The organism is Bradyrhizobium sp. RDI18 (assembly GCF_043203335.1).
Taxonomy (GTDB): Bacteria; Pseudomonadota; Alphaproteobacteria; order Rhizobiales; family Xanthobacteraceae; genus Bradyrhizobium; species Bradyrhizobium retamae.
Map to the genome: position 1 here is coordinate 199,055 of NZ_JBICRN010000008.1, position 22,959 is coordinate 222,013.

Here is a 22,959-nt window from a genome sequence, read left to right on the forward strand (position 1 = left end):
ATGGAGAAGCCAAATGACGATCTGCAAGAAACTATCGCTCGGCATGGTTGCCGCCACGATGCTGGCCACTCCTGCGATGGCTCAAATGGTCTATCAGGAGCCCGGCTATAGCTATCCGAACTCAGCTTACGTCACAGGAGGCTATGGCGTCAGGACCACCACGCCCCCGGGCTACTATTATGGTAACCGGTTTCACCCGGCCCCACGCGTAGGTGCCTTTGCGTCACAGCCTTGGACCGATGGCTCCTACTACGGCTACGTTGAGCGGGAATACTGAGGTGCTCTAGGATTTCCTGCCAATCAGTGAATCCAGATCAATATCGGTTTGTCCCGGCGCCTTGACGTGCCGGACTTCAAGGGCGTCGGGCTGGAAACGATACTCTACCAGCCCGACTTCCTTGATGCCGATGACCGGCTGAATTCGTTCGGGAAGGATGAAGCCTGTCGACGGCGCCCAGACGTGGCGCGTGTGGCGATAGGTGAAGTCGCGACGCTGGTGGACGTGCCCTGTGGCGACGAGCCGCAAATCGACCTTCGAAAACATTTCGATCAAGCTTCTGCGCCGCGGTTGCGGCACATAGCGGATCGCCGTTTCGAGAGTCTCGGGGTCATCAGGTGCGTTCAAAAACAGCGGCTTGTGCAGGAACAGCGCGATCGGCTTGCCGTTCACACGCCCGAGTTCTGAAGCCAGCCAGCCGAACTGCTCCGCCTCGCTCTCGATCCCGGTATTCATGATCAGCGAGTTCAATCCGATGAAGCACCAGCCGGCCGCATCGAAGCGCCAGCGGTCTTCGCCGATCACGGAAAGATAGTTCTGCCGTTCGTTCTCTGTCGCCAGATCCTTCGGCGCAGGGGCGACTTCCGTCGGGTTGTCGCCGACGTCGTGATTGCCCGGCAAATGCCGGCACGGCACCGGCAGCGAGTCATGCAATTCCCTGGCAAATTGGAGATCGTCTCGGCTGGTTGGCGCATCGAAAGCCAGATCGCCGGTGTTGACGACGAGGTCCGGCCGCGTCGCATCGATGTGCTCGCTGACGCGATGGAAATTGTCGGTGAGCTGTTGCAGGCGGCGGGCGAGGTGGGTATCGGAAATTTGCGTCAGGCGAAATTCGGACATGCAGTATTCCTTTTCGTCCGATCATAGCCGGGCCCGACGTCGAAAGGATGACGATATCTTAGTCGCCGTCGCCGCCCCACCTTCCATTGTCGTACCCCGCGAAGGCGGGTACCCAGTACGCCGCGGCTTCTCGATTCGATCACCAGCGTCTCTGGAATGCTGGATCACCCGCTTTCGCGGGTGATGACGACTATTTGTGTGGTGGATCTCAGGCCTCACCCCAACGTCCGTCGCCAGAACGCCAGCATGTCCGCCTTGAACAGTTCGGCGTCTCCATCGCGGCTTCCAATCCGGGCGCCCTTGCGGCCATAGCCGGCCTTCAGCGCATAGATCATCAGGTCGCGGTCGGTGAGCTTGCTCTCCGCGACGCCCTGAAGCGGATGGATGAAGGCGCCGTCATTGGCGATATAGGCCGTCGGCGCGGCGGGGGATACGGACGCTTCAGCGACGTTCTCGATCGCGGTGCCGCGGTCAAAACTGTGCTGCGCGCCGCCGATCAGCCGCATCGTCGCCTTGCCGCCGGAGAGGCGGATGGCCTGGCAATGGCCCTGCACTTGCATCGGCGAGCACCATTCATCGGCATCGCCCATGATGACGCGGATTTCGGTTTCGTCGACGGACGGATCGAGGAACTGATGACCGCTCCAGGGATAGGCGGCGAGCACGCTTCGATAACCGGCGCCGGCGCCGACCACCGCATCGGCAAAGCGACGCGTCGCAGCCGTCAGCACGGCCGAGCCGCCGCGGCTGTGGCCCTGCGCGCCGATCCGGGATGCGTCGATCTCCGGATGGGCTGACAGCACCATCCAGGCCGCCAGCACGTCATAGGCGCTGGCGGCAAAGGAGAATTGGGTCTGGTCGGCAACCGTCGAGGTCACGTCGCGCGCGCCGAAACTGTCGAGGACAAACGCCGCAAAGCCGTCACCGACCACCGTTTCGGCATGCGCCAGGTGCGAGGGCGCAACGCCGAGACTGCCGGGCACCACCATCACCAGCGGAAGCTTTCCGTTACGTTTGCGAGTGTCCGAGGCCGGCAGGAACAGCTTGCCGTCGATCACAAGTCTGGGCAGCTCGGCCGAATTGCTGATGACGTGGAAGTAGTTGACCGGATTGGCGGTGAGAATGTCGAAATTCTGCCCTTTGGCGCCGGTGGCGAAGATGATGTCCTGGTCGCGAAATCGCAAAGTTGCACTCCTCCCGCGGCTGCTCTCTTTCGGCGACCGTCAGGGATACAGTAGAGCGCTGGTTGTTGGCGTCAAAGCAAATGTGCCCAGCGGTCCGCCATCTGCATATCTCAATGGGCGTCACAGCACGCGGTAGCGGATCGCGAAGGCGTCATGGGTTTCGGTCGTCACCGTGTCGCCATTGGCGGGGACGATGCCGTCGGCCAGATGCCACGGCCCGAACTGCTCCGAATGCGAGGGGCTTGCCGGCAGCCGCAGGCGGAACGTGCTTTGGGCCCGGCCGGGCAGGTTCAGCACCATCATCCGCTCGGTGGTGCGGTAATCGAGCGTCACGGTCCCGCGCAAGATGCTGCGGCCGTCGGGGGCGGAGGCCAGCGCGCCCTCGACCTTCGCCAGTTTCTGGTTCCGGTCCGTGAGCAGCTCGATCTGGACGTCCGCCGCGGTCGTCAGCGTCGCCTTCGGCAGGCGGATTTCAAACTCCACCGCGGGCTTTGCCGGATTGAGGCCGAGATAGGCCTGCGCCGCGTGCCTGACGTCCGAGATCGCGAAAGCGAGCAGGACCAGCACCGCGGAAGCGGCAAGCCCGTGTTTGAGCAGATCGTGGCGGCTGCGGTGGCCGCTGTGGAAATAGACGGAGAGCATGATCGCGACCGCCAGCGCCGCGGCGATACCGGCCAAGGCCGACATGACGATGCCAAGGCCGCCGTCGGGACCGTCGCTGAATCCGACGGCCCGGAGCAGGGAAGTCACGGAATCGCCGGGCAACTCGGCGGCGCGGCCGGCGCCGGTCAGGATCGGGGAGGTGATGTTCATCGCCTGCTCGCGGATTGCTTTCCAAGCCGGTTCGAGACCAGAACCATCGGAATTCTCGCTAGTTGGTCGTCTGGGTTCTCCTTGTGGTTCAAGCGAGCCCGGTTAAGTGGATTTGTCAGGTGAGGGGCGTCTCGTTATTGCTTTAGGAACTCAGGCAGGCTTCGGGGGAGATTCTCATGTCGGTTCAAATGGTTTTGCTGCCGGTTTTCGTTTTGATCGGGCTCACTTTCTTCCTGCTGCTCTGGATGGTGACGGCCCGCACCAAGGCGGTGAAGGCCCGCGAAACCAGCCTGAAGGACATCGCGCTCGGACAGCCGAAATATCCGGCCCGCGTCGCCCAGATCGGCAATTGCTTCTCAAATCAGTTCGAAGTACCCCTGCTGTTCTACCTCCTGATCGCGCTGGCGCTGCCGCTGCGCCGGGCCGATCTCTTCATTGTGCTGATGTCCTGGGTGTTCGTGGTGACACGATTTGCCCATGCCGGCATTTTCGTCACCTCGAACAACATCCAGCAGCGCAGCCTGGCGTGGTTTGCCGGCGCGCTGGTGTTGCTTGCGATGTGGATCTATTTCGCGCTGAAGCTTCTGCTTCTGATCTGATCTTTGTTTGACGCGTTTTCTTTACGCGAACCGGTTCCCACTTCGCTTGAAAACGCTTTAGAAAGCCCTGAATGACCCCCGCTGCCCGTCTTTCCGCCGCCATCGAACTGATCGACACCATCGACGCGCAACGCGTTCCGGCGGCAAAGGCGCTGAAGGAGTGGGGCACCGCGCACCGCTATGCCGGCTCGGGCGATCGCGCGGCGATTTCGGGCCTGATCTGGGACGTGCTGCGGCGACAGGCATCGAGCGCCTGGCTGATGAACGCCGACACGCCGCGGGCGCGCGTGCTCGGCATGATGAAGCTCGAGCGCAAGCTCGATGTGGAGGCGATATCGGCTCTCTGCGACGGCGGGCGTTTTTGCGCCGGAACCGCTGACCGGGGCCGAACGATCAGCGCTCACCTCGCGGACCCTCGACGACGCGCCGCCGCACATCGCCGGCGACTATCCGGAATGGCTGGATGCGCATCTGGCCGCCGTGTTCGGCGACGACCGCGTGGCGGAGGCGACCGCAATGGCGAGCCGCGCGCCGCTCGATCTGCGCGTCAATACGCTCAAAGCCAAGCGCGAAAAAGTGCTGGCGTCGCTCGGCTATCTCGGAGCTACGCCGACGCCGTGGTCGCCGATCGGGCTTCGCATCGAACTCGGCGCCGACGCCCGCAATCCCGGCATTCATGCGGAAGAAGATTTCATCAAGGGCGCGATCGAAGTGCAGGACGAGGGCTCGCAGCTTGCGGCGCTGTTCACCGCTGCCAAGCCCGGCGAGCAGGTGATCGATCTCTGCGCCGGTGCCGGCGGCAAGACGCTGGCGCTGGCCGCGATGATACAAGGCAAGGGGCGATTGATCGCAACCGACCGCGACAAGCGCCAGCTCGCCCCGATCTATGAGCGGCTGTCGCGCGCCGGCGTCCACAACGCCGAGATCCGCGCGCCGAAGGGCGACACTGATCCATTGGCCGACATCAAGGCATCGGCCGATCTCGTGCTGATCGACGCGCCCTGCACCGGCACCGGCACCTGGCGCCGCAACCCCGACGCCAAATGGCGGATGCGCCCCGGCGCGCTGGAGGTTCGCTTGAAGGACCAGGCCGAAGTGCTTGATCGCGCAAGCCGCCTGGTCAAGCCCGGCGGCCGGATCGCCTATGTCACCTGCTCGGTGCTGCCAAGCGAAAACGGCGAACAAGTCCGCGCCTTCGTGGCACGTCATCCCGAGTTTTCGATTCAGCCACTGAACGAGACGGCGAGTGTGCTGTGGGACAGAGCCGAGGATTTTGCGAAGGCTGCGCTGCGATCGCCGGAGGGTTGGCTGATGACGCCGCGCAGGACAGGCACGGATGGATTTTTTGTGTCGGTGCTGAAGAAGGCGTGACGCTCTTTCCCCGTCATTGCGAGCGAAGCGAAGCATTCCATCGCGCGGCATAACGGAGAGATGGATTGCTTCGTCGCTTCGCTTCTCGCAATGACGCGGATGGGCCTCAGCTCCACATTGGTAGGCGTCGTCTGTCGCGCCGCTCAATGCACCCGATGGTTCGCCGAACCCTGCGTACCTCAAAACAGGTCAATAATACTTACCTAATATCGATTTGTCCATGCCCCAGAAAGAATGTGGGTCAGCCCGTTGGCGCGGTTGCGAGGCCGCGCCCCGTCGCGTAATTCCTGTCCATGACAGCAGCACAGAAAGCCCGCGAGTCGACGCCCTCGGTGGCCTCGGCGCATGACAAGATTCTGATTGTCGACTTCGGCAGTCAGGTGACGCAACTGATCGCCCGCCGGGTACGCGAGGAGGGCGTCTATTCCGAAATCGTGCCGTTCCAGAAGGCCGAAGCCGCCTTCAAGGAGATGAAGCCGAAGGCGGTGATCCTCTCCGGTGGGCCGGAGTCGGTCCACGAAGAAGGCTCGCCGCGCGCGCCGCAACTGATCTTCGATTCCGGCGTCCCCGTGCTCGGCATCTGCTACGGCCAGATGACGCTTGCCGCCCAGCTCGGCGGCGAGGTCGAAGGCGGCCACCACCGCGAGTTCGGCCGCGCCGATGTCGAGGTGAAGACGGCGAGCAAACTGTTCGACGACACCTGGTCGATGGGCGAGCGCCATCCGGTGTGGATGAGCCATGGCGACCGCATCACCAAAATGCCGCCGGGTTTTACCGTCGCCGCCGTCTCGCCGAACGCGCCGTTCGCGGTGATCCAGGACGAGAAGCGCAAATATTACGGCCTGATGTTCCACCCCGAAGTGGTGCACACGCCCGACGGCGCCAAGCTGCTGCGCAATTTCGTCCGCAAGGTCGCAGGATTCACCGGCGACTGGACCATGCGAGCCTTCCGCGAGGAAGCGATCGAAAAAATCCGCGCCCAGGTCGGCAAGGGCAGGGTGATCTGCGGCCTGTCCGGCGGCGTCGATTCCGCGGTCGCCGCGGTGCTGATCCACGAGGCGATCGGCGACCAGCTCACCTGCGTGTTCGTCGATCACGGCCTGCTGCGGCTGAACGAAGCCGAGACGGTAGTCGACCTGTTCCGCCATCACTACAACATCCCGCTGGTGCATGTTGATGCCTCAAAGCTTTTCCTCGGCGAGCTCAAGGGCGTCAGCGATCCCGAGGCGAAGCGCAAGACCATCGGCCGCCTGTTCATCGACGTGTTCGATGCGGAAGCCAAGAAAATCGGCGGCGCCGAATTTCTGGCGCAGGGCACGCTCTATCCCGACGTGATCGAAAGCGTCTCCTTCACCGGCGGCCCGTCGGTAACGATCAAGTCGCACCACAATGTCGGCGGCTTGCCTGCGCGCATGAACATGAAGCTGGTCGAGCCGTTGCGCGAACTGTTCAAGGACGAAGTCCGCATGTTGGGCCGCGAACTCGGCCTCCCCGAAATCTTCGTCGGCCGCCACCCGTTCCCCGGGCCGGGTCTCGCGATCCGCTGCCCTGGTGACATCACGAAAGAAAAGCTCGACATCCTCCGCAACGCGGACGCGGTCTATATTGACCAGATCCGCAAAGCCGGCCTCTACGACAAGATCTGGCAGGCCTTTGCCGTGCTGCTGCCGGTGAAAACGGTCGGCGTGATGGGCGACGGCCGCACCTACGAATATGTCGTGGGCTTACGCGCCGTGACCTCCACCGACGGCATGACCGCCGACTTCTATCCCTTCGACATGAGCTTCCTCGGCGCCACCGCGACGCGGATCATCAACGAGGTGAAGGGGGTGAACAGGGTGGTTTATGATGTGACGTCTAAGCCGCCGGGAACGATCGAGTGGGAGTGAGCGCGAGCTCTCGCTATCGCGCGCATTTTCATGAGCACTATCCGTACTGTTCCCGACGAAATCGCCAAGCAGCTACAGCAGGCGCTTGCGGTCATCGAGCGGCATCTCAGCGGCCAGGTTCATGCTATCCATCTGTTCGGCTCTGCCATCGATGGCGGGCTGAAGCCGCATAGCGACATCGATTTGCTGGTTACCGTCCATGCCCCGCTTTCACCTGCCGCGCGCGCCTCGTTTATGACGGGCTTGTTGGCGGTGTCGGGAACGCCGGAGGGTGGCACGCCGCTGCGCCCACTGGAAGTGACAGTCGTCGTCAAAGCCGAGGTGGTGCCATGGCGCTATTCCCCAAGGCGTGAACTGCAATTCGGCGAGTGGCTGCGCGGCGACCTGAAACGGGGGATCGTCGAACCTCCCATCGAAGATCGTGATCTTGCGATCCTGCTGACAAAGCTGCGTCGGCACAGTGTCGCCTTGAAGGGGCCTGGCGCGTCCGATCTTTTCGATCCTGTGCCGCCAGCTGACTTTCGCCGCGCGCTGCACGAAACATTGTCCCTGTGGAATTGCGAGGACGATCTCCGCGGTGACGAGCGGAACATCATTCTTACGCTGGCCCGCATCTGGTTCAGCGCCTGTACGGGCGAAATCGCGTCCAAGGATGCCGCTGCCCGATGGACGCTTGAACGCCTGCCGCATCAGCACCGGCCTGTCATGGAGACGGCGCTGCGAGCCCATCTCGACGGGGGCGAAGACGATCTCGGTGATCGTCTCGATGAAGTCCTGGCTTTCGCCCGCTTCTGCAAGGTGGAAATCACCTCGCCGTCACTTCCGCAATGACCGCTCGCCTACGCTTCACGTTGGTCTGAACCTTTTCATACTGGAGCATTGAGGCTAGGTCGTAGGATGGATTAGCCGAAGGCGACTTACGGTGACACTAAATTGCAACGGAGACTTAAGGCCACGTTTCGCTCGTTGCGTGGTCCCGCTTAATGCATACGGTGCTATGGACTGCATCGCTGAGCTCGCAATGACAAGCGAGCCCGACAAACTGGCGCGACAGGCAAATTACTTCTGTTGTCCGAAATCGTGTCAAACGCGTAGACCGAGGCAACCCTGTGAATAACCGGGACAACGTCCCGATCCTCGCATTGCGACCCTGCATTGTGCCATCGTGGAGGCTCCCGATTCTCAGCCCGTAGGGTGGATTAGCCGGAGGCGTAATCCACGGCATCCCTTTATCGAGAGTGGTGCTCGTGATGGCGGGTTACGCTTTCGCTAAGCCGGCCTACGGCCCTACAAAGTTTGAGTTTTGAGCAGTTGGCTAGAGGATCAAATCAATTTTCGGAAAGGCGTGCCGATAAACTATGGGATTTGGCGTATTTATTCATCGCTCAGACTCGATCTACGACGACAGTCCGGCTGAACAATATCAGTTTCCTAGCCAGTATCTGCGTCGCGTTGAGGCCTGTGTCGGCGACTGGATAATCTATTATGAGCCGCGCAAGATCGCTGAGACGCGAGGCTACTTTGCGATTGCAAAGGTTAGTCAAGTAATTCCCGATCCCGGCGTTTCCGGGATGTATCTCGCCCTGATTGAGCCAGGAAGCTATCTCGATTTTGCTAATCCAGTCGCCTTCAACGGAACGACGGGACCAGTAGAGCAAGGCGTGCTCAATGAGCAGGGGCGGATTTCCGGACGCGCTCAATCGGCGGTCCGTCCAATCTCTCCCGACGATTTCAATCGCATAATCGAACTCGGCTTCGAGGAAAAGGCGCCCTTATTGCCTCGGTTCGACAGCGACATGCCATCGTTCGGCTTTGACGAGGAACAAGCACCTTTTAGATTTGACCAGCAGCGCGACCGGGTTAGTGTCACCGTATCGAGGATTTTGCGCGATCGAGTATTCCGTCGTGTCGTCTTGCGCGCCTATGACGAGCGCTGCGCGATCACCGGGTTAAAGCTCATCAACGGAAGCGGGCGGGCGGAAGTTGCTGCGGCACATATCCGGCCGGTGGAAGCGAGCGGGCCGGATATCGTCAGCAATGGGATCGCGCTCTCAGGCACGGCACATTGGATGTTTGATCGTGGTCTTATTAGCTTGGCCGACGATTTGGAGATTTTGATTTCTCGGCAGACGAATGATCCGCAAGGGGTGCGATCGATAATTAACAAATCCGGTCGCGCGCTTGAGCCGCGGCGCACATCGGATCGTCCACATCCGCATTTCTTAAAATGGCACCGCGAGCATTGTTTCAAGCAATAGTGCACGCGGTGTGCGCGTAAGGCGGGTTACGCTTCGCTAACCGGCCCTACGGACCTGCTCCAACTCATCCCGACGGGGCGGCGCTGTTTTACCGCTAGAAATGAGGTTGCGGCCGAACTCAGACTGCCCTGAGGTGTAAGCGCAAAGATCGTCGTCACGCCGGCTGCTGTAGCATCCCGCTGATCATGGCACGCATTGCGATAGGTCAGTCAGGTTGCATGTCGCAACGCCTTGTGATTGGACGTGAGCTATTGTCATTTGATCCGATCAAAGGCGCGCTGACTAATGCAGTGATCTTTCTGGGGGCCTTGCAGTCAAGGGGAGGCGTCCATGACTGATCTCAGGGTCACAATCAAAAATACCTCCGAGAGCGGCGGCACATTTTTGACGCCGGCCTGGCTCGGTTTCCACGATGGAAGCTTCGATCTGTTCAACGTCGGCGAAGCGGCTTCGGCGGGGCTCGAGCAATTGGCCGAGGACGGCGCCGTCACGATACTTGGCACCGAGCTCGTCGCCGCCGATGCCGACGGACAGGGTTTACTCGTCCCCGGCGCCGCCGGCCCGATCGCGACGCAGGAGACCACCTCGGCCATCCTCGACGTCGACGGTGTCTCCAACGGCTTCGCCAGTTTCGGATCGATGATTATCCCGTCGAACGATGCGTTCATCGGCACGGATGAGGCGTTGCGGCTGTTCGACGCCCAGGGTCGCTTCCTCGGCGAGACGACAATCACATTCGCGGGCAAAGATGCTTACGACGCCGGCACTGAAGTAAACACCGAACTTGACGCGGCCTTCATCAACCAGATGGCGCCCAACACTGGCGTGGATGAGGCCGGTGTCGTTCACCTCCATCCCGGATTCAACGGCTCTCTGGGCAACCCGGTCGGCGAAGGCGACCAGATCATCCTCGGTGGCGTCAATGAGGCCGGCGAGTTCATTGATCCGGTCGCGGCCGACTTCACCCGTCCGGGCGCCCAGCTCGCTGAAGTCCACATCAACACGGTTCGCGTTCGGGAAGGAACGGACGACCGCGATCTGATCATCGGCCGCGGAGACGATGACCTTGTCACGGCGGGCGGGGGTGACGACACGGTGTTTGGCGGCGCCGGCTGGGATGTTGTCGATGGCGGCAGCGGCGATGACAAGATTTTTGGCGGCCGGGGCGACGACCAGCTCAATGGCGGCGCCGGCGATGACAAGATCTTCGGCGGTCGGGGCGACGACCTGATTGCCGGCGGGGAGGGCGACGACTGGATATTGGGCAGTGCGGGCGCCGACACGTTCATGTTCCAGGGCGGCGACGGCAACGACGCGATTGTGGGGTTCGGCAAGGACGACCAGATCGCACTCAATGTCGAGGGCGTCGACAGCTTTGAGGACGTGCTTACGCACGCGACACAACGCAATTTCGGCGTCGTCATCGACTTCGGCGCCGACGGCAGCATTTTCCTGCCAGGAGAGTCGCTCCGTGATCTTTCGGCCGACAACTTGCTGTTCGCCTAGGACGTCGTCTGGGCATCGACATTATGCCGATGCCCGTATAAGCCGAAGCATTATTCACTCGGGGTGGGCACGCGAAGCATGCCCACCCACAAGACGCTGCCAAGCGCGTAGGACGCAACAGCGCAGAACTTAAGGCCGCGTCGCAAATGGCATGACGGGCAAATCACTTCTGATTTTCCGAAATCGTGTCAAGCCCGGAAATCAAAAATGTTCTGCTTTCGTTCTCACCCAAATCAGTCGCATAACTCCGTCCGTCTCACGGCGGATGAGGGGCGCTTCGCGATCGTCACGAACGTGCGGTGAGATGCGGTGGACGCTGATGGCGCGAAAGACGTACGCGCCGGAGGCGTACGGCGAAGTCGTGTGGTTCGGGTGCCGCGGTGCTGGCGCTAAGTCGGCGGGAAGTGTCCCGCTGACGACGGAGGCAAAAGAGCCGTTCTCCGGGAAGAGCACGAAGTAAGCCGTAAAGCCATTGCGCAGGGAAGGCCGGAATGCTCCCGCTGCCCTGTATGCTCGTGTGCAGTTTTGTTTGCGCAAATCGCACGCGAGACCGCGGGTGCAGCAAGCACCCGGTCTTCCCTGCGCCCTCTATTGATGCAGAGGGTCTTTGGATGACGCAAAGCTCGGGCGCTTCTCGCCGCGAGAATGCGGACTCACATCCTCATGCTGTTTGAAATGTAGATGAGTCATAGAGCGGAATAGCGCCGCGTATTTCGCCAATCAGCCACGACCGGCGCGGCGCCCATCGTCATTGAGCGCTACGATCTATCCACCACGAAACGGATTGGCGATGCGCACCTCCAGCATGTTCAATCTTCCATCAGCCTGGAGGACAGGAATTCGATGAAGCGCTGGGTCTTGGCTGGAATAAGGCGAGTTTCGGTGACGGCGTGAATGCTGACCGACGACCCCTGCCATTCGGGCAGGACACGCCGCAGGCGGCCAGAGGCGAGATCTTCGGCGACGATCTTCTCGGCAAGCAGGGCGATGCCCTGGTCGTTGACCGCCAGGGCGCGGGTCATCCCCACACTGTTGAGCGTGAAGCGGCCGCGAACGCCGACATCGACCTTGTTCATCCCCTGGTGCAAAGTCCAGGCCGGGATCCGCGGCATGCAGATGCATTCATGCTCCGCCAGGTCCGCCGGTGTCGCGGGCTCGCCTGACGTTTCGATATAGCCAGGAGACGCATAGAGGTGGCGCGAATGCCGCCCGATCAGGCGAGCGATCAGACTGGAATCTTCCAGTTTGCCGATGCGGATCGCCACATCGAACGGCTCGGCTACCAAATCGACACGGCGTGGCGTCAGATCGAATTCGAATGTGATGCCGGGATAGTGCCGCGCGAAGTCGGCGATGATCGGCGTGAGGTAAAGCGTGGCGAAGTCGACCGGGAGCGAAACCCGCAGGACGCCGCTCGGCTGCTCCAACATCGCGCCGAGCTGTTCGTGCGCGAGCCGTGCCTCGTCGACGATCTGCTTGCTTCGTTCATAATAAAGCTGGCCGGCCTCGGTGAGCTCGATCTTGCGCGTCGTGCGGTGCAGGAGCCTCAGGCCGATCGCCTTCTCCAGCTCGCTGATACGTCGCGACAGGGTGGAATTTGGCATGCCGACAGCCTCCGCAGCCCTCCGAAAGCTCCTGGCTCGCGCCACCTCCACGAACAGCGCCATGTCGTTCAAATGACTCATCCGATTGCTCCACAGATGGAACATTGATTTCAATTCTGCCGGATTTATCCCGAGATCGGGATGGTGGACAAGGGCTCCAACGAATGGAGAGCCCCAATGAATCCACTGTTCACCCCGGTCCGCATTGGCCGCTACATGCTTCCCAACCGGCTGGTCATGGCGCCCATGACCCGCAGCCGCGCCGCCTTCGACGGTACGCCGGGAGAGCTGGCGGACGAATATTATGCCCAGCGCGCTGGTGTTGGCCTGATCGTCACCGAAGGCACCCAGCCCTCGGATGACGCCCAGGGCTACCTCACCACCCCGGGCATCTACACGCCCGCACACGTCGCCGGCTGGCGGAAGGTCACGTCCGCCGTGCACGACAAAGGCGGCCACATCTTCATCCAGCTCATGCACGCCGGGCGCATGTCGCATCCCGACAACACGCCGCATCACCGCCAGGGCGTCGCGCCGTCCGCAATCGCGCCGGGGACGGGCATGTTCACGGCGACCGGGATGCAGGACATTCCCACGCCGCGCGCGCTGACGGCCGAAGAGGTGCGCCAGACCGTCGCCGATTTCCGCCACGCGGCCCGCTCAGCGATCGAGGCCGGCGCCGACGGCGTCGAGATTCACGGCGCGAACGCTTACCTCGTCCAGCAGTTCTTCGCGCCGAGTGCCAACACGCGCACGGACGAATATGGCGGCTCCATCGAGAACCGCGCCCGCTTCGCCATCGAGGTCGCCACCGCGATCGCCGAGGAGATCGGCGCGGACCGCACCGCGATCCGCCTGTCCCCCGGCGCGACGATATGGGGAATCGACGAAGGCGCCGAAGGGCCGGACCTCTACCGCTATCTCGTCGCCGAACTCGACAAGCTCGGGCTCGCGTATGTGCACGTTATGCACCAGGGCAACGAGCCGTTGCTGGCCGATATTCGCAAGCTCTGGCACCAATCGCTGATCCTCAACCGGCCGGGTCGTCCGCGCGAGCAGATCGGCGCCGACATGGCTTCGGGGCTGGCCGATCTGGAAGCCTATGGGCAGATGGTCCTTGCTAATCCGGACTTCGTCGTGCGGCTGAAGGCCAATGCAGCGATGAACGAGGCAGACCACAACACCTTCTTCGGCGGCACCGCGCGAGGCTACATCGATTACCCCGCCCTGAGCGCCTAGGGTTCGCGGCCATTCCAGTCGTCGTTCCGCTCCAGTGGGCGGGCCCGCCTTGAATGGCCGCCGTTCTCACAAGGCTGTCTCATGCACTTCCTCGCATTACGCCCGATCGGCAGGGACCCATCTTTCGACATCGGCGTTCCAGCCGTATCTGCTCCTCGTCGCGGAGGGGAGTGCGATAGCCGAATGCGCTAGACATCACGGTGACAGCCGAAAAGGAGCAACGCATGAGCGCGACAGCACTGGCCATCCAGGGGCACCGGCTGATTCAGATCGGCGTGGCCCTGTTCCTCTTCACGAGCTTCCAGGGATTTGCGGTGCCGTATTTCGCCGCACCCAATCTCGGCCGTTCGGTTCACACGCTCAGCGGATTCACCGGAGTGTTGCTTGTGGCCGTGGGTCTGGTCTGGCCGAAGCTGAATCTCACATCGATGCCGTCACGGCTGGCATTCTGGTTTCTCGTCTATTCCGCGCTTGCAACGATCGCCGGTTTCGTGATCGCGGCTCTCTTGGGAGCCGGTGGTTCGATCATTCCGATCGCGGCGGCCGGCGCTCGTGGGAGCGACGCTCAGGAGATGCTGATCCAACTCGTCATGTACCCAGCCGCCCCGACGGGAATCATATCCTTTGCGCTGATCCTCTGGGGCCTTCGCGGCAGCGGGGTTCATGAGAACGCCGTAGCTCGTGGGGTGGATTAGCCCAACGGGTCCGCGCGAACCGCAGCCCGATGACAGGCTCCGGCGTAATCCACCGCATTGTCTCATCGTGACGAACGCGTGAACGGCGGGTTACGCTTTCGCTAACCCGCCCCCACGACCTGCGCCGCCGTCAGCGTTTCCATTTCCGGCACATATGCTAGAAGCCGCCGCGCAGGAGGGACGCCATGTTTCGTGTTGCAAATGACGCGCAATTCTGGGATCGCGCTGCGCGCAAATATGCCACTGATCCGATCGCCGATATGGCGGGCTATGAGCGCACGCTCGAGCGGACGCGACATTACCTCAAGGGGGATGAGACGGCATTCGAGTTCGGATGCGGAACGGGAACGACGGCGCTAAGACTTGCGCCATCGGTCGGGCGCATTGTGGCGACCGACTTATCGGGTGAAATGATCGCGATCGCGCGCGAGAAAGCGAAGGCCGAAGGCTGCAGCAACGCCACGTTCGAAGTGATGCGGCCCGAGGCGGCGCCGTGGCCGGACGGGACCTTCGATATCGCTTTCGGCTTCAATGTTCTGCATCTGGTGGCGGCCCGCGAAGCGGCGCTCCGAGGCGTCCATCGGCTGCTGCGGCCCGGCGGGATCTTCATTTCCAAGACGCCGTGCCTGAAGGAGATGAATCCGCTGCTGCGCATAGCGCTGCCCTTGATGCAGCTCGTTGGCAAGGCGCCCTATGTGGCGTACCTGTCAGCGGAGGACCTGGAGCACGAGATCTCGGCGGCGGGATTTAAAATCATCGAGCGCGCCCGCCATGCCTCGCGTGGCAAGGACGCGCGGCCGTTCGTTGTGGCAAGGAAGTAATTATCGATAGCCGCTTGGCGTTCTCATCGTGCCGAACCAGTGAACGGCGCGAAGGGTGAATCAAGCCGCCCGGGCATTCCCTCTGGCGGCCTTGGTCTCCCGGCCCGGCGGCAAGCCGAACAGGCGGCCACCGTGTTGACCGCGATGCCGCGACTGCCCAGCTCCTTAGCCATGTAAACGCTGAGCACCTCGACCGCACCCTTGGCCGCCGCATAGGCGGAGAAGCCGGGGAAGGAGACGCGGGTCAGGCCGGTGGAAAGATTCACGATGCGGCCGCCATCGGCGATGCGAGGTGATCTGGTGCTCGGGCGCGAACTCGGCCTGCCCGAAATCTTCGTCGGCCGCCACCCGTTCCCCGGGTCGGGTCTCGCCATCCGCCGTTTCAAATCTCCGACTTCAGGTCGGCGAACGCCTCTTTTAGATAGATGGCGATAGGTCGCTTCCCCTGGTCGCGGTTCCAGTTATCGATCGCAAGGCGTAGTGCTCCGACCGACATCATGGCCACGATGCGGAGCGCAGGCTGTCGCTTGGGCTGCGGCCACATCTGGCAGAGTGCGTCGAATACCGCTTGTTCTTTCTCTACATATTTCGCCTGGTGTCGTATGCGTAGCGACTCGTTCGCGCACATCAGGCGTTCGATCACCCTGGTTTGCTTGTAGTCGGCCGGAATGCGGGTCGTCAGCTCCAACAAGGCGTTCTTCACCGCGTTGAGTGGTGACTGTCTGGTCGATTGCTCCAGCACGGCGGTTCGCAGAGTCTCGATGAAACCGCCGTCCTGCCACGCCAGCAGAATCTCTTCCTTGGACTTGAAGTAGTAGAAGAATGTCCTGCGCGAGATTCCCGCTGCCTCCGCGATCGCGTCGAGCGTGGTGGCCTCATAGCCGCGGGTCAAAAACAGTTTCAGGCCTTGCTCGGCGATGCGATGCAGCGTCTCGCGCCGCTTCCGCTCGCGCGGACGTTCCTCCTTGGGGGGTGAACTTTCCATGACGAGTTCTGACACGAATTTGTTATTTTGCAAAATTACACTCAGTGTAATACAAGATTACACCCAGTGCGAATTGTGTTCAAGGTGTGTTTATGAAGAGCAGGGTGGGCGGCGATACTCCCTCGCGGCATGTTCAATCCGCTCTCGCGGATGGCCGGGGCGAAACAACCGTGGCGGGCAACATGACGCGACGGTGCCTCGGTGCCATGCTGCTCGCCGTCGCAATCACGACCTCCGCTCCGGTAAGTTCAGCGCGAGCGCAGTCCGCCGCGCCTTCCTTCATTGACTTCGACTGGGTTGATCCCGCGCGTTCGCGGGCCGTTCCGGCGCGCCTGCATTGGCCCACGAGTGTCGCGCCGGGGTCGCGCGTGCCGCTCATCGTGTTCTCCCATGGCATGGGTGGCTCCCGCCGGGGCTACAGCTATCTGGCGCGATATTGGGCTGCCCGTGGCATTGCGAGTTTGCATGTTCAGCATGCGGGCAGCGATTCGTCGCTCTGGGTGGGCAATCCTCTCACCGTCGTGGACCGTTTGCAGCGAGCGGCTCATGAGAGCGAGGCGCTGGCGCGGGCCTGGGATCTGCACTTCGCCCTGGACCGCGTGCTGTCGAGCCTCTACGGCACCCAGGTCGATCGTCGGCGTATCGTGGCGGCCGGACATTCATATGGCGCGAACACGGCCCTTCTTGCGGTCGGCGCCCGCGTGATGCGCGAGGGGCAGTGGGTCGAGGCTCGCGACCCGCGCTTTGCGGCGGCGATCGTGATCTCTGCGCCGCCATTCTACGGCGAGTCCGATCTTGCTTCGGTGCTGAGCAAGATCACGGTTCCGAACCTGCACGTGACTGCGACCAACGACGTCATCGAAATTCCCGGATACCACTCGCCCGCCGCCGATCGGTTAGCCGTCTTCAACGGCATTGCCACACCGCGCAAGCTGCTTGCCGTGTTTGAGGGTGGCTCGCACAGCATCTTTACCGATCGCGCGTTCACGGGTGGTCCGACTCTAAATCCGAAAGTGAAGGCTGCGACGGCGGAACTCACTCTGGCTTTCCTCGATCTGGCCTTCGACGGCAACGGGACGACGCTGGCGCGCTGGAATGCGACTTGGCAGCCAATCCTGGCATCGGCGCCCGGCGCCGCGCCTTCTCCTGTTCCGGTCGCGCGTTCCCGGCGCATTGTCCAGGGATCGGCGGTCGGCCTCGTTGCCTCGCCTTGAGTTGGCTCGCCTTGAGATGGGTCCTGGTACCGACGCTAGGCTTGATGGCTGCCGGTTGCGCGACCGCACCGCTGGAGCGGTCCGGGTCGCTGGCCTCCTACGACAATCTGACACCGTCCGATGGTCTTCTGACCAAATCGCAGGTTCGGGTCAGCAAGGCTGATGTTCTCGGCGCAAAGACCGCGCGTATCGAGCCAACTGCATTCACGGTAGCCGCGGCAAGAGAGCCGTTCTCGGACCAGCAGCGCAGCCTGATCAAGAATGCGGTAAACAGAGCGATGTGTTTTGCGCTGAGCGAGCGCTTCCGAATTGTAGCACCGACGGAAGCGGCGGACCTGAGTGTCCGGGCGGTCATTACCCACGTTGCGCCGACCGATGCGACGGCCGCGGGCGTCTCCAAGGTCGCGAGCGTTGTACCGTCTATCGTTGCTCCCGGTGTGCCCATCCCTGTGCCGCGGCTTCCGATCGGACTCGGGAGCCTGTCTGTCGAGGCCGAGGCCCGTGATCGCAGCGGCAACCAAAAGGCTGCCATGATCTGGGCGCGCGGAGCGAATTCCTTCACCAGCGCTCCGCGCGTATCGAGCGACGGGGATGCCTATGATCTCGCCAGTGCTTTCGGAGACGATTTCGGGAAGTTTCTTGTTACTGCCGAGAGTCCGTTCGGGAAGGTCTCGGCGCCGCCATCCATCGGCAGTCTGAAGGCCTCTCTCGGTGGTGCGCCGAAAGAGGCGATTTGTGAAGCATTCGGGCGCGCGCCGGGACTGCCCGGTATGATCGGCGAGAGGATCGGGCTGCCGCCGGATTGGACCGACCGCGGCGCGTCGGCGAACGCAGTGTCGGAAGCGCCGGTTACCGATTAGTATTACGGTGACGGTGCTGGCGCTGCTGCCGGTCCACCGACGGCATGACCGCCGACTTCTACCCCTTCGACATGAGCTTCCTCGGCCAGACCGCGACGCGGATTATCAACGAGGTGAAGGGTGTGAACCGGGTGGGTATACGACGTGACGAGCAAGCCGCCGGGGACGATTGAGTGGGAGTGAGAGGAGTACCGTGGAGTAGTATCGGACAGCAGAGGACACTCGGGCGAATCCTAGGCTACCGATAGTAGTCGATAGATTCTAAGCGACCCGCAGATCTGCCGCTCCGTCGGGCATCTCCCCGCTCTTCGAACGGCGCCCATACGCCGATTACTGCTCCTTCTTGAACAAATCCTGGAAGATGAGCTGGCCCCAAGTGCGGCCGCGTGCGTGCACCAGCGCGCCGCCTTCGTTGAGCTTTCCCAGCTTGACGGGTGCGAACCCGAGTTGCTTGGCCAAGGCCGCCACGGGAGCGGTCGCGTCCTCGTCGTCGCCCGACAGGAAGACGACCCGGTGGCCGCCCTCGACGATCGGATCGGCAGCCAGGGTGGCCGCAATCAGGTGATTAAAACCTTTCACGAACTCGGCGCCGGTGAACGCCTTCGCGACGAAGGCGGAGGACGGGAGGCCATCCAGCTCTTCAGGGACAGGATACGCGTTCATCGTGTCGATGACCGTCTTGCCTTTCCAGCTCGGCAGGGCCTTCGCAACCTCGCGATGCTCGCCGAACGGGACCGCCAAGATGATTGTGTCGGCCTCGAGTGCGTCCCGCAGCGACTTGGCGACGACCGTGGGTCCGATCGCCCGAGCCTGCGGCGCCAACGCCTCGGGCGGCCGGCGGCTCGCGACGGCCACCTTGACGTTCTTACGGGCGAAGGCCCGGGCGAGGGCCTGGCCTACCGCACCGAATCCTACAATCGCATAGCTCATAATGCTTCTCCGATCCGTGTTGATATTGATTCCCGGGCCTTCAACGGCGCTGGGTTATCCGTTTCGCTGCATGGCGACCTTCGCGAGATCTTCGGACCGCCACCGCAAGCGATGCGCGTCATCGGTTCGAATTCCTGAATTGACGCGTAGACGTCCTGCCGTGAACGACTTCCGCGTGGCCGGACGGTCAGCCACTTCCGGCGATCGGGCGCGATTTCAGATGGCCGAGAAGCCGCCGTCGACAGACAACTCCACCCCATTCACGAAGCTTGAATCGTCTGAAGCAAGAAACAGCGCGACCGCCGCAATTTCCTCAGGACGACCCATCTTTCCCCGCGGGATCAGAGATTCGAACATCCGCTTCGCCTCCTCTGTGAGAACTTGGTCCTGCATCGGTGTGGCGATCGGCCCCGGGCTCAGCACGTTCACCCGGATATTCCTGCCCTTCAGTTCGTTGAGCCAAGTGCGTGCGAATGAGCGCAACGCCGCCTTGCTCGCCGAATACACGCCGTAACCAGGAAAACCTTTCACCGAAGCAACTGACCCGGTCATGAAGATCGATCCGCCATCGTTGAACAGCGGCAAGGCTTTCTGAACCGTAAACAGCGTGCCGCGCGTATTCAGGCCGAAGGCCGCATCGAAATGCTGCTCGGTAATCTCGCCCAGTGGGACGGCTTTGCCCATGCCGGCGCTCGCGTACAGGACGTCGATCCTGCCCTTTTCCCGCTTGACCGTGTCGAACAGACGGTCGAGGTCGTCGAGATTGGCCGCGTCGCCGCGCACGCCGGTCACGTTCCGGCCAATCAGCTTGACCGCCTCGTCGAGCGCCTCCTGCCTTCGGCCCGTGATGAAAACATAGGCGCCTTCTTCAGCGAACCGCCTGGCGCTCGCCAGCGCCATGCCGCTCGATCCACCCGTGATGACTGCAACCTTACCGTCCAGCTTACCCATGACTTTTCCTTTCAGGCTCCGTCTTTGGTTGTTCGGGTTCGCCCCGAGACCCTCACCATGGGTCTGTCGGCGTCAGGCGTTGAGTGCGGAAGCGCGCACATCGGTGGTGCGAAATCGATCCGGCTGGACGACCGACGCCAGCCGCGATCGACGCCCGCCGTTCGGAATTGCGCCGTGCTTGTCGACGTAGTCAGTGATCACCTGCCCGTGCTACCCAGCATTGGAGAGGATGTTCGATGGTGTTGGACTGGAGCTTTCGAAGGCAAACCCGGCGGTGCCGGATTGCACCATGATCGACTGGGATGACGTTCGCTACTTTCTTGCCGTCGCGCGCGGAGGCTCGGTGCGGGCTGCCGCCGAGCGCCTCGGTGTGAACCACTCGACCGTGCTGCGACGCATCGCCCAGCTCGAGGAACGCCTCGGGGTGCACATGTTCGAAAAGCTGCCTTCGGGCTACCGCCTGACGGCTGCGGGCGAGGAGGTCCTCGAGTTCGCGGACCAGATGGAAGCGTCGTCGCACCTGCTGGAGACGCGCGTCTTCGGGCGCGATCAGAGCGTGCGCGGGCTTCTGCGGGTGACGCTGGCGCCGCCCCTCGCGACACACCTGCTCATGCCGGACTTCGCCGATTTCGCGCGTCTGCATCCGGACATCGAGATGGAAATCTTGTCGTCCGGCGAGCTCGCCAATCTGACCAACCGAGAGGCCGACGTGGCGATCCGCGTCGTCTACGACCGCAAAACCCTGCCGCTCAATCTTCACGGCCTGAAGGGACCGGAGCTGTTCGGCGGCGTCTACATGTCCCGCGATCGACTAGCCGCGTGGCGTGCGGGCGCGCCTGATCCCATCCGGTGGATCGTCATAAGCATTCATGGAATTCCGGATTGGGCCAGCGAGGGTGAGGTTCGCACCACGGGGGATCCGTTCAGGACCACGGACGCCGAGGCGCAACTCGTTGCGGTACGGCAAGGGCTTGGGATCACGACACTGCCGTGCTTCGTCGGAGATGCCGACCCCCTACTGGTGAGGGTGCCGGGTACCGACCTGCACATGTACGGAACGCTCTGGCTTCTCACCCAGGGGGAGACACGCAAGACGAAGCGCGTGCGGCTCTTCGCGGAGTTCGTATCCCGCAGGCTCGCCGCGTACGCTCCGCTTCTCGCGGGGCTGTGCATATCGCGCGACTGACGCGCGGCAGGTCGCCGGCGACGCTTGCCGTAATCCGGTCGGAAGCCGAGCTGCGATCGCTTGAAGCGATGTCGTTCAATCCGCGAATGACGCGCCGTATCGCAAGCGGCGCGAGGGCCACACCACCGGCCGCGGTGCTGGCGCTAAGTCGGCGGGAAGTGTCCCGCTGACGACGGAGGCAAAAGAGCCGTTCTCCGGGAAGAGCACGAAGTAAGCCGTAAAGCCATTGCGCAGGGAAGGCCGGAATGCTCCCGCTGCCCTGTATGCTCGTGTGCAGTTTTGTTTGCGCAAATCGCACGCGAGACCGCGGGTGCAGCAAGCACCCGGTCTTCCCTGCGCCCTCTAATGATTCAGAGGGTCTTTGGATGACGCAAAGCTCGGGCGCTCCTCGCCGCGAGAATGCGGACTCACACCCTCATGCTGTTTGAAATGTAGATCAGACACAAGCGGAATAGGCATTCCGCCAGGTCGGACGTCGCCTTCGCAAATAACCTTCGCTATCGCGGCCAATACGCTCGCAAAACTACGCTCGCAAAACTACTGCCGAGGCGTGTTAAACTGCGGACATCGATGGACGTAATCCCAGGGAATATCGTACACGCACGTGAAGCGGATATCGTCCGATGTTTTGAGTGGCGGAGTCTCCACGACAACCGGTCGGTCGACCTCATTCGACAGACCATAGACAACGCCGCCGGCCGGCCAGAAGCCGCTTACTCCCCGGTGATGATGGTGATGATGCCCCGATTTGGGGAATGCCGGGAAAGCCGGACGCGACGGCGCAACGCCTGCGCCGCGCGCCACGACCGGATCGGCAAATGCCTCGCCCGCGGCAAGGACAAGCGCGACTGCACTGAGAGACGCAATGAACGTCGTTCTATAGGTCATGGCACTCACCCATCGTAGGTTACTGAGCAGCATTGCCAAAACGCTAAGCTGAGCCTTTCGTGCCCGCAAAGCCATAATTAATTATTGGTTAAGGCGTAAGCTTAATGCGGGGGACGCTCGCTTCGCCGGTGGCGTGAATGCCCGGGCGCTAGCCTCGAAGCCAGGGGCCGGCGCGAGTTCTTGACAGGAGATTGCGATGGCCGAGCTCGTAACGTGCCTGTGGTTCGATCAGGGCAGAGCGCGAGAGGCGGCGGAGTTTTACGCCGCGACCTGTCCCGATAGCCATGTCGGCGCCGGGCCATGCATCCGCCAAGCCGGGCGTGGGGCAGAGCGACGAACTGACGGTCGAGTTCACCGTGCTCGGCCGGCGCTTCCTGGGGCTGAAACGGCGGACCCAACTACACGCCGAACGAGGCGGTGAGCTTCATGGTCCAGACCGATAGCCAGCAGGATACCGACCGCTATTGGAATGCCATCATCACCAATGGAGGCGAGAAAAGGCCTTGCGGTTGGTGCAAGGACCGTTGGGGTTTTTCCTGGCAGATCGCGCCCAAGCGGTTGCTCGAGCTTTTCAACGGACCCGATCGCGACGCCGCCAGACGCGCGATGGACAGAATGATGACGATGAAGAAGATCGATATCGCGGAGATCGAACGGGCGGCGGCGGGGTGATGGCTGCAAGAAATCGCGAGCACTTTCAAATTTCGGACGGCGGCCCGGCAAACCGACCGACCAGGGCGTGGGCTCATATCGGGTGCTCGCCGCAGAATTGATAGCGCAGGACTGGTGGTTCTTGTAGGATTGACAAGTCAACCAAGGGGTGTGAACGGGCCGGGTATGACGTTGAAC

At 62.3% G+C, this 22,959-nt stretch carries 21 protein-coding genes and 4 pseudogenes; 15 read left to right on the plus strand and 10 right to left on the minus strand.

What is annotated here, in order from left to right:
- Positions 1-13: 13 nt before the first annotated feature.
- The gene (locus ACFXS9_RS09550; protein ID WP_392687937.1) at positions 14-277 is read left to right on the plus strand and encodes a hypothetical protein; all 264 of its coding nucleotides are present in this window, start codon (positions 14-16) and stop codon (positions 275-277) included.
- Between the two features lie 6 nt (positions 278-283).
- Here ACFXS9_RS09550 and ACFXS9_RS09555 read toward each other — a convergent pair whose 3' ends face one another.
- The 3 genes from ACFXS9_RS09555 to ACFXS9_RS09565 all read right to left on the minus strand — a co-directional run bounded on the left by ACFXS9_RS09555 (position 284) and on the right by ACFXS9_RS09565 (position 3,114).
- Positions 284-1,117, minus strand: coding sequence for a metallophosphoesterase family protein (locus ACFXS9_RS09555; protein WP_392687939.1), 834 nt, complete (start codon positions 1,115-1,117; stop codon positions 284-286).
- 215 nt (positions 1,118-1,332) lie between these two features.
- Entirely contained in the window at positions 1,333-2,301 is a 969-nt protein-coding gene (locus ACFXS9_RS09560; protein ID WP_392687942.1) for a dienelactone hydrolase family protein, read from the minus strand.
- A 120-nt stretch (positions 2,302-2,421) separates the two neighbouring features.
- Entirely contained in the window at positions 2,422-3,114 is a 693-nt protein-coding gene (locus ACFXS9_RS09565; RefSeq protein ID WP_392687945.1) for an acriflavin resistance protein, read from the minus strand.
- Between the two features lie 176 nt (positions 3,115-3,290).
- Between ACFXS9_RS09565 and ACFXS9_RS09570 the strand changes: the two genes are divergently transcribed.
- The 6 genes and pseudogenes from ACFXS9_RS09570 (at position 3,291) to ACFXS9_RS09595 (ending at position 10,737) form a co-directional block, all read left to right on the plus strand.
- Positions 3,291-3,713 (plus strand): MAPEG family protein, encoded by a 423-nt coding sequence (locus tag ACFXS9_RS09570; RefSeq protein ID WP_392687948.1) that lies wholly within the window; start codon positions 3,291-3,293, stop codon positions 3,711-3,713.
- 71 nt (positions 3,714-3,784) lie between these two features.
- Positions 3,785-5,084, plus strand: a pseudogene (locus ACFXS9_RS09575) (RsmB/NOP family class I SAM-dependent RNA methyltransferase).
- Between the two features lie 293 nt (positions 5,085-5,377).
- Positions 5,378-6,973, plus strand: a complete 1,596-nt coding sequence (gene guaA / locus ACFXS9_RS09580; RefSeq protein WP_392687951.1) for a glutamine-hydrolyzing GMP synthase — start codon at positions 5,378-5,380, stop codon at positions 6,971-6,973.
- 30 nt (positions 6,974-7,003) lie between these two features.
- Positions 7,004-7,804 carry an aminoglycoside adenylyltransferase family protein gene (locus ACFXS9_RS09585; RefSeq protein WP_392687954.1) on the plus strand — a complete coding sequence of 267 codons (801 nt, stop codon included), beginning with the start codon at positions 7,004-7,006 and terminating at the stop codon, positions 7,802-7,804.
- Positions 7,805-8,331: 527 nt separating this feature from the next.
- On the plus strand, positions 8,332-9,231 hold the full coding sequence (locus ACFXS9_RS09590) for an HNH endonuclease (RefSeq protein WP_392687957.1): 900 nt from the start codon (positions 8,332-8,334) through the stop codon (positions 9,229-9,231).
- A gap of 330 nt (positions 9,232-9,561) precedes the next feature.
- Complete coding sequence (locus tag ACFXS9_RS09595; RefSeq protein WP_392687960.1) at positions 9,562-10,737, plus strand: spondin domain-containing protein; 1,176 nt, start codon at positions 9,562-9,564, stop codon at positions 10,735-10,737.
- Positions 10,738-11,546: 809 nt separating this feature from the next.
- On the opposite strand, the gene ACFXS9_RS09600 is transcribed toward ACFXS9_RS09595, so the two are convergent.
- A complete protein-coding gene (locus ACFXS9_RS09600) occupies positions 11,547-12,422 on the minus strand; it encodes a LysR family transcriptional regulator (RefSeq protein WP_392687963.1) in 876 nt (291 codons plus the stop codon).
- A gap of 96 nt (positions 12,423-12,518) precedes the next feature.
- Between ACFXS9_RS09600 and ACFXS9_RS09605 the strand changes: the two genes are divergently transcribed.
- The 3 genes from ACFXS9_RS09605 to ACFXS9_RS09615 all read left to right on the plus strand — a co-directional run bounded on the left by ACFXS9_RS09605 (position 12,519) and on the right by ACFXS9_RS09615 (position 15,096).
- Positions 12,519-13,580: an alkene reductase gene (locus ACFXS9_RS09605; RefSeq protein WP_392687966.1), complete on the plus strand. Its 1,062-nt coding sequence runs from the start codon at positions 12,519-12,521 to the stop codon at positions 13,578-13,580.
- 224 nt (positions 13,581-13,804) lie between these two features.
- Positions 13,805-14,275, plus strand: a complete 471-nt coding sequence (locus tag ACFXS9_RS09610) for a hypothetical protein (protein WP_392687969.1) — start codon at positions 13,805-13,807, stop codon at positions 14,273-14,275.
- 185 nt (positions 14,276-14,460) lie between these two features.
- Positions 14,461-15,096, plus strand: a complete 636-nt coding sequence (locus ACFXS9_RS09615; protein ID WP_392687972.1) for a class I SAM-dependent methyltransferase — start codon at positions 14,461-14,463, stop codon at positions 15,094-15,096.
- A 125-nt stretch (positions 15,097-15,221) separates the two neighbouring features.
- Here ACFXS9_RS09615 and ACFXS9_RS09620 read toward each other — a convergent pair.
- Together ACFXS9_RS09620 and ACFXS9_RS09625 are read right to left on the minus strand one after the other, a co-directional pair.
- A pseudogene (locus tag ACFXS9_RS09620) lies at positions 15,222-15,389 on the minus strand (SDR family oxidoreductase); the annotation flags it as partial.
- A gap of 89 nt (positions 15,390-15,478) precedes the next feature.
- Positions 15,479-16,081, minus strand: coding sequence for a TetR/AcrR family transcriptional regulator (locus ACFXS9_RS09625; protein ID WP_392687975.1), 603 nt, complete (start codon positions 16,079-16,081; stop codon positions 15,479-15,481).
- Between the two features lie 182 nt (positions 16,082-16,263).
- On the opposite strand from ACFXS9_RS09625, the gene ACFXS9_RS09630 reads away from it, so the two are divergent.
- From ACFXS9_RS09630 to ACFXS9_RS09640, 3 genes and pseudogenes are all read left to right on the plus strand, one after another.
- Positions 16,264-17,295 carry an alpha/beta hydrolase family protein gene (locus ACFXS9_RS09630; protein ID WP_392687978.1) on the plus strand — a complete coding sequence of 344 codons (1,032 nt, stop codon included), beginning with the start codon at positions 16,264-16,266 and terminating at the stop codon, positions 17,293-17,295.
- Between the two features lie 44 nt (positions 17,296-17,339).
- Complete coding sequence (locus tag ACFXS9_RS09635; protein ID WP_392687981.1) at positions 17,340-18,155, plus strand: DUF3313 domain-containing protein; 816 nt, start codon at positions 17,340-17,342, stop codon at positions 18,153-18,155.
- 20 nt (positions 18,156-18,175) lie between these two features.
- Positions 18,176-18,338: pseudogene (locus tag ACFXS9_RS09640) on the plus strand (GMP synthase (glutamine-hydrolyzing)); the annotation flags it as partial.
- A gap of 147 nt (positions 18,339-18,485) precedes the next feature.
- Here the strand turns inward: ACFXS9_RS09640 and ACFXS9_RS09645 are convergent.
- From ACFXS9_RS09645 to ACFXS9_RS09655, 3 genes are all read right to left on the minus strand, one after another.
- Positions 18,486-19,085 carry an NADPH-dependent F420 reductase gene (locus tag ACFXS9_RS09645; RefSeq protein WP_392687984.1) on the minus strand — a complete coding sequence of 200 codons (600 nt, stop codon included), beginning with the start codon at positions 19,083-19,085 and terminating at the stop codon, positions 18,486-18,488.
- A 216-nt stretch (positions 19,086-19,301) separates the two neighbouring features.
- The gene (locus ACFXS9_RS09650; RefSeq protein ID WP_392687987.1) at positions 19,302-20,036 is read right to left on the minus strand and encodes an SDR family NAD(P)-dependent oxidoreductase; all 735 of its coding nucleotides are present in this window, start codon (positions 20,034-20,036) and stop codon (positions 19,302-19,304) included.
- Positions 20,037-20,108: 72 nt separating this feature from the next.
- Positions 20,109-20,237: a hypothetical protein gene (locus tag ACFXS9_RS09655; RefSeq protein ID WP_392687990.1), complete on the minus strand. Its 129-nt coding sequence runs from the start codon at positions 20,235-20,237 to the stop codon at positions 20,109-20,111.
- An 88-nt stretch (positions 20,238-20,325) separates the two neighbouring features.
- Between ACFXS9_RS09655 and ACFXS9_RS09660 the strand changes: the two genes are divergently transcribed.
- Positions 20,326-21,222: a LysR family transcriptional regulator gene (locus ACFXS9_RS09660; RefSeq protein ID WP_392687993.1), complete on the plus strand. Its 897-nt coding sequence runs from the start codon at positions 20,326-20,328 to the stop codon at positions 21,220-21,222.
- 537 nt (positions 21,223-21,759) lie between these two features.
- Here ACFXS9_RS09660 and ACFXS9_RS09665 read toward each other — a convergent pair.
- Positions 21,760-22,110 carry a hypothetical protein gene (locus ACFXS9_RS09665; RefSeq protein WP_392687995.1) on the minus strand — a complete coding sequence of 117 codons (351 nt, stop codon included), beginning with the start codon at positions 22,108-22,110 and terminating at the stop codon, positions 21,760-21,762.
- Between the two features lie 196 nt (positions 22,111-22,306).
- On the opposite strand from ACFXS9_RS09665, the pseudogene ACFXS9_RS09670 reads away from it, so the two are divergent.
- Positions 22,307-22,782, plus strand: a pseudogene (locus ACFXS9_RS09670) (VOC family protein).
- Positions 22,783-22,959 lie beyond the last annotated feature (177 nt).

Bases quoted from the DNA above. Each gene is read 5' to 3' on its own strand.
- ACFXS9_RS09635 (WP_392687981.1), top strand. From the start codon at position 17,340: ATGGCTGCCGGTTGCGCGACCGCACCGCTGGAGCGGTCCGGGTCGCTG.
- ACFXS9_RS09595 (WP_392687960.1), top strand. From the start codon at position 9,562: ATGACTGATCTCAGGGTCACAATCAAAAATACCTCCGAGAGCGGCGGC.
- ACFXS9_RS09665 (WP_392687995.1), bottom strand. From the start codon at position 22,110: ATGACCTATAGAACGACGTTCATTGCGTCTCTCAGTGCAGTCGCGCTT.
- ACFXS9_RS09650 (WP_392687987.1), bottom strand. From the start codon at position 20,036: ATGGGTAAGCTGGACGGTAAGGTTGCAGTCATCACGGGTGGATCGAGC.
- ACFXS9_RS09550 (WP_392687937.1), top strand. From the start codon at position 14: ATGACGATCTGCAAGAAACTATCGCTCGGCATGGTTGCCGCCACGATG.
- ACFXS9_RS09590 (WP_392687957.1), top strand. From the start codon at position 8,332: ATGGGATTTGGCGTATTTATTCATCGCTCAGACTCGATCTACGACGAC.
- ACFXS9_RS09615 (WP_392687972.1), top strand. From the start codon at position 14,461: ATGTTTCGTGTTGCAAATGACGCGCAATTCTGGGATCGCGCTGCGCGC.
- ACFXS9_RS09645 (WP_392687984.1), bottom strand. From the start codon at position 19,085: ATGAGCTATGCGATTGTAGGATTCGGTGCGGTAGGCCAGGCCCTCGCC.
- ACFXS9_RS09605 (WP_392687966.1), top strand. From the start codon at position 12,519: ATGAATCCACTGTTCACCCCGGTCCGCATTGGCCGCTACATGCTTCCC.
- ACFXS9_RS09585 (WP_392687954.1), top strand. From the start codon at position 7,004: ATGAGCACTATCCGTACTGTTCCCGACGAAATCGCCAAGCAGCTACAG.
- ACFXS9_RS09570 (WP_392687948.1), top strand. From the start codon at position 3,291: ATGTCGGTTCAAATGGTTTTGCTGCCGGTTTTCGTTTTGATCGGGCTC.
- ACFXS9_RS09625 (WP_392687975.1), bottom strand. From the start codon at position 16,081: ATGGAAAGTTCACCCCCCAAGGAGGAACGTCCGCGCGAGCGGAAGCGG.
- ACFXS9_RS09660 (WP_392687993.1), top strand. From the start codon at position 20,326: ATGATCGACTGGGATGACGTTCGCTACTTTCTTGCCGTCGCGCGCGGA.
- guaA (WP_392687951.1), top strand. From the start codon at position 5,378: ATGACAGCAGCACAGAAAGCCCGCGAGTCGACGCCCTCGGTGGCCTCG.
- ACFXS9_RS09555 (WP_392687939.1), bottom strand. From the start codon at position 1,117: ATGTCCGAATTTCGCCTGACGCAAATTTCCGATACCCACCTCGCCCGC.
- ACFXS9_RS09600 (WP_392687963.1), bottom strand. From the start codon at position 12,422: ATGAGTCATTTGAACGACATGGCGCTGTTCGTGGAGGTGGCGCGAGCC.
- ACFXS9_RS09610 (WP_392687969.1), top strand. From the start codon at position 13,805: ATGAGCGCGACAGCACTGGCCATCCAGGGGCACCGGCTGATTCAGATC.
- ACFXS9_RS09630 (WP_392687978.1), top strand. From the start codon at position 16,264: ATGACGCGACGGTGCCTCGGTGCCATGCTGCTCGCCGTCGCAATCACG.
- ACFXS9_RS09565 (WP_392687945.1), bottom strand. From the start codon at position 3,114: ATGAACATCACCTCCCCGATCCTGACCGGCGCCGGCCGCGCCGCCGAG.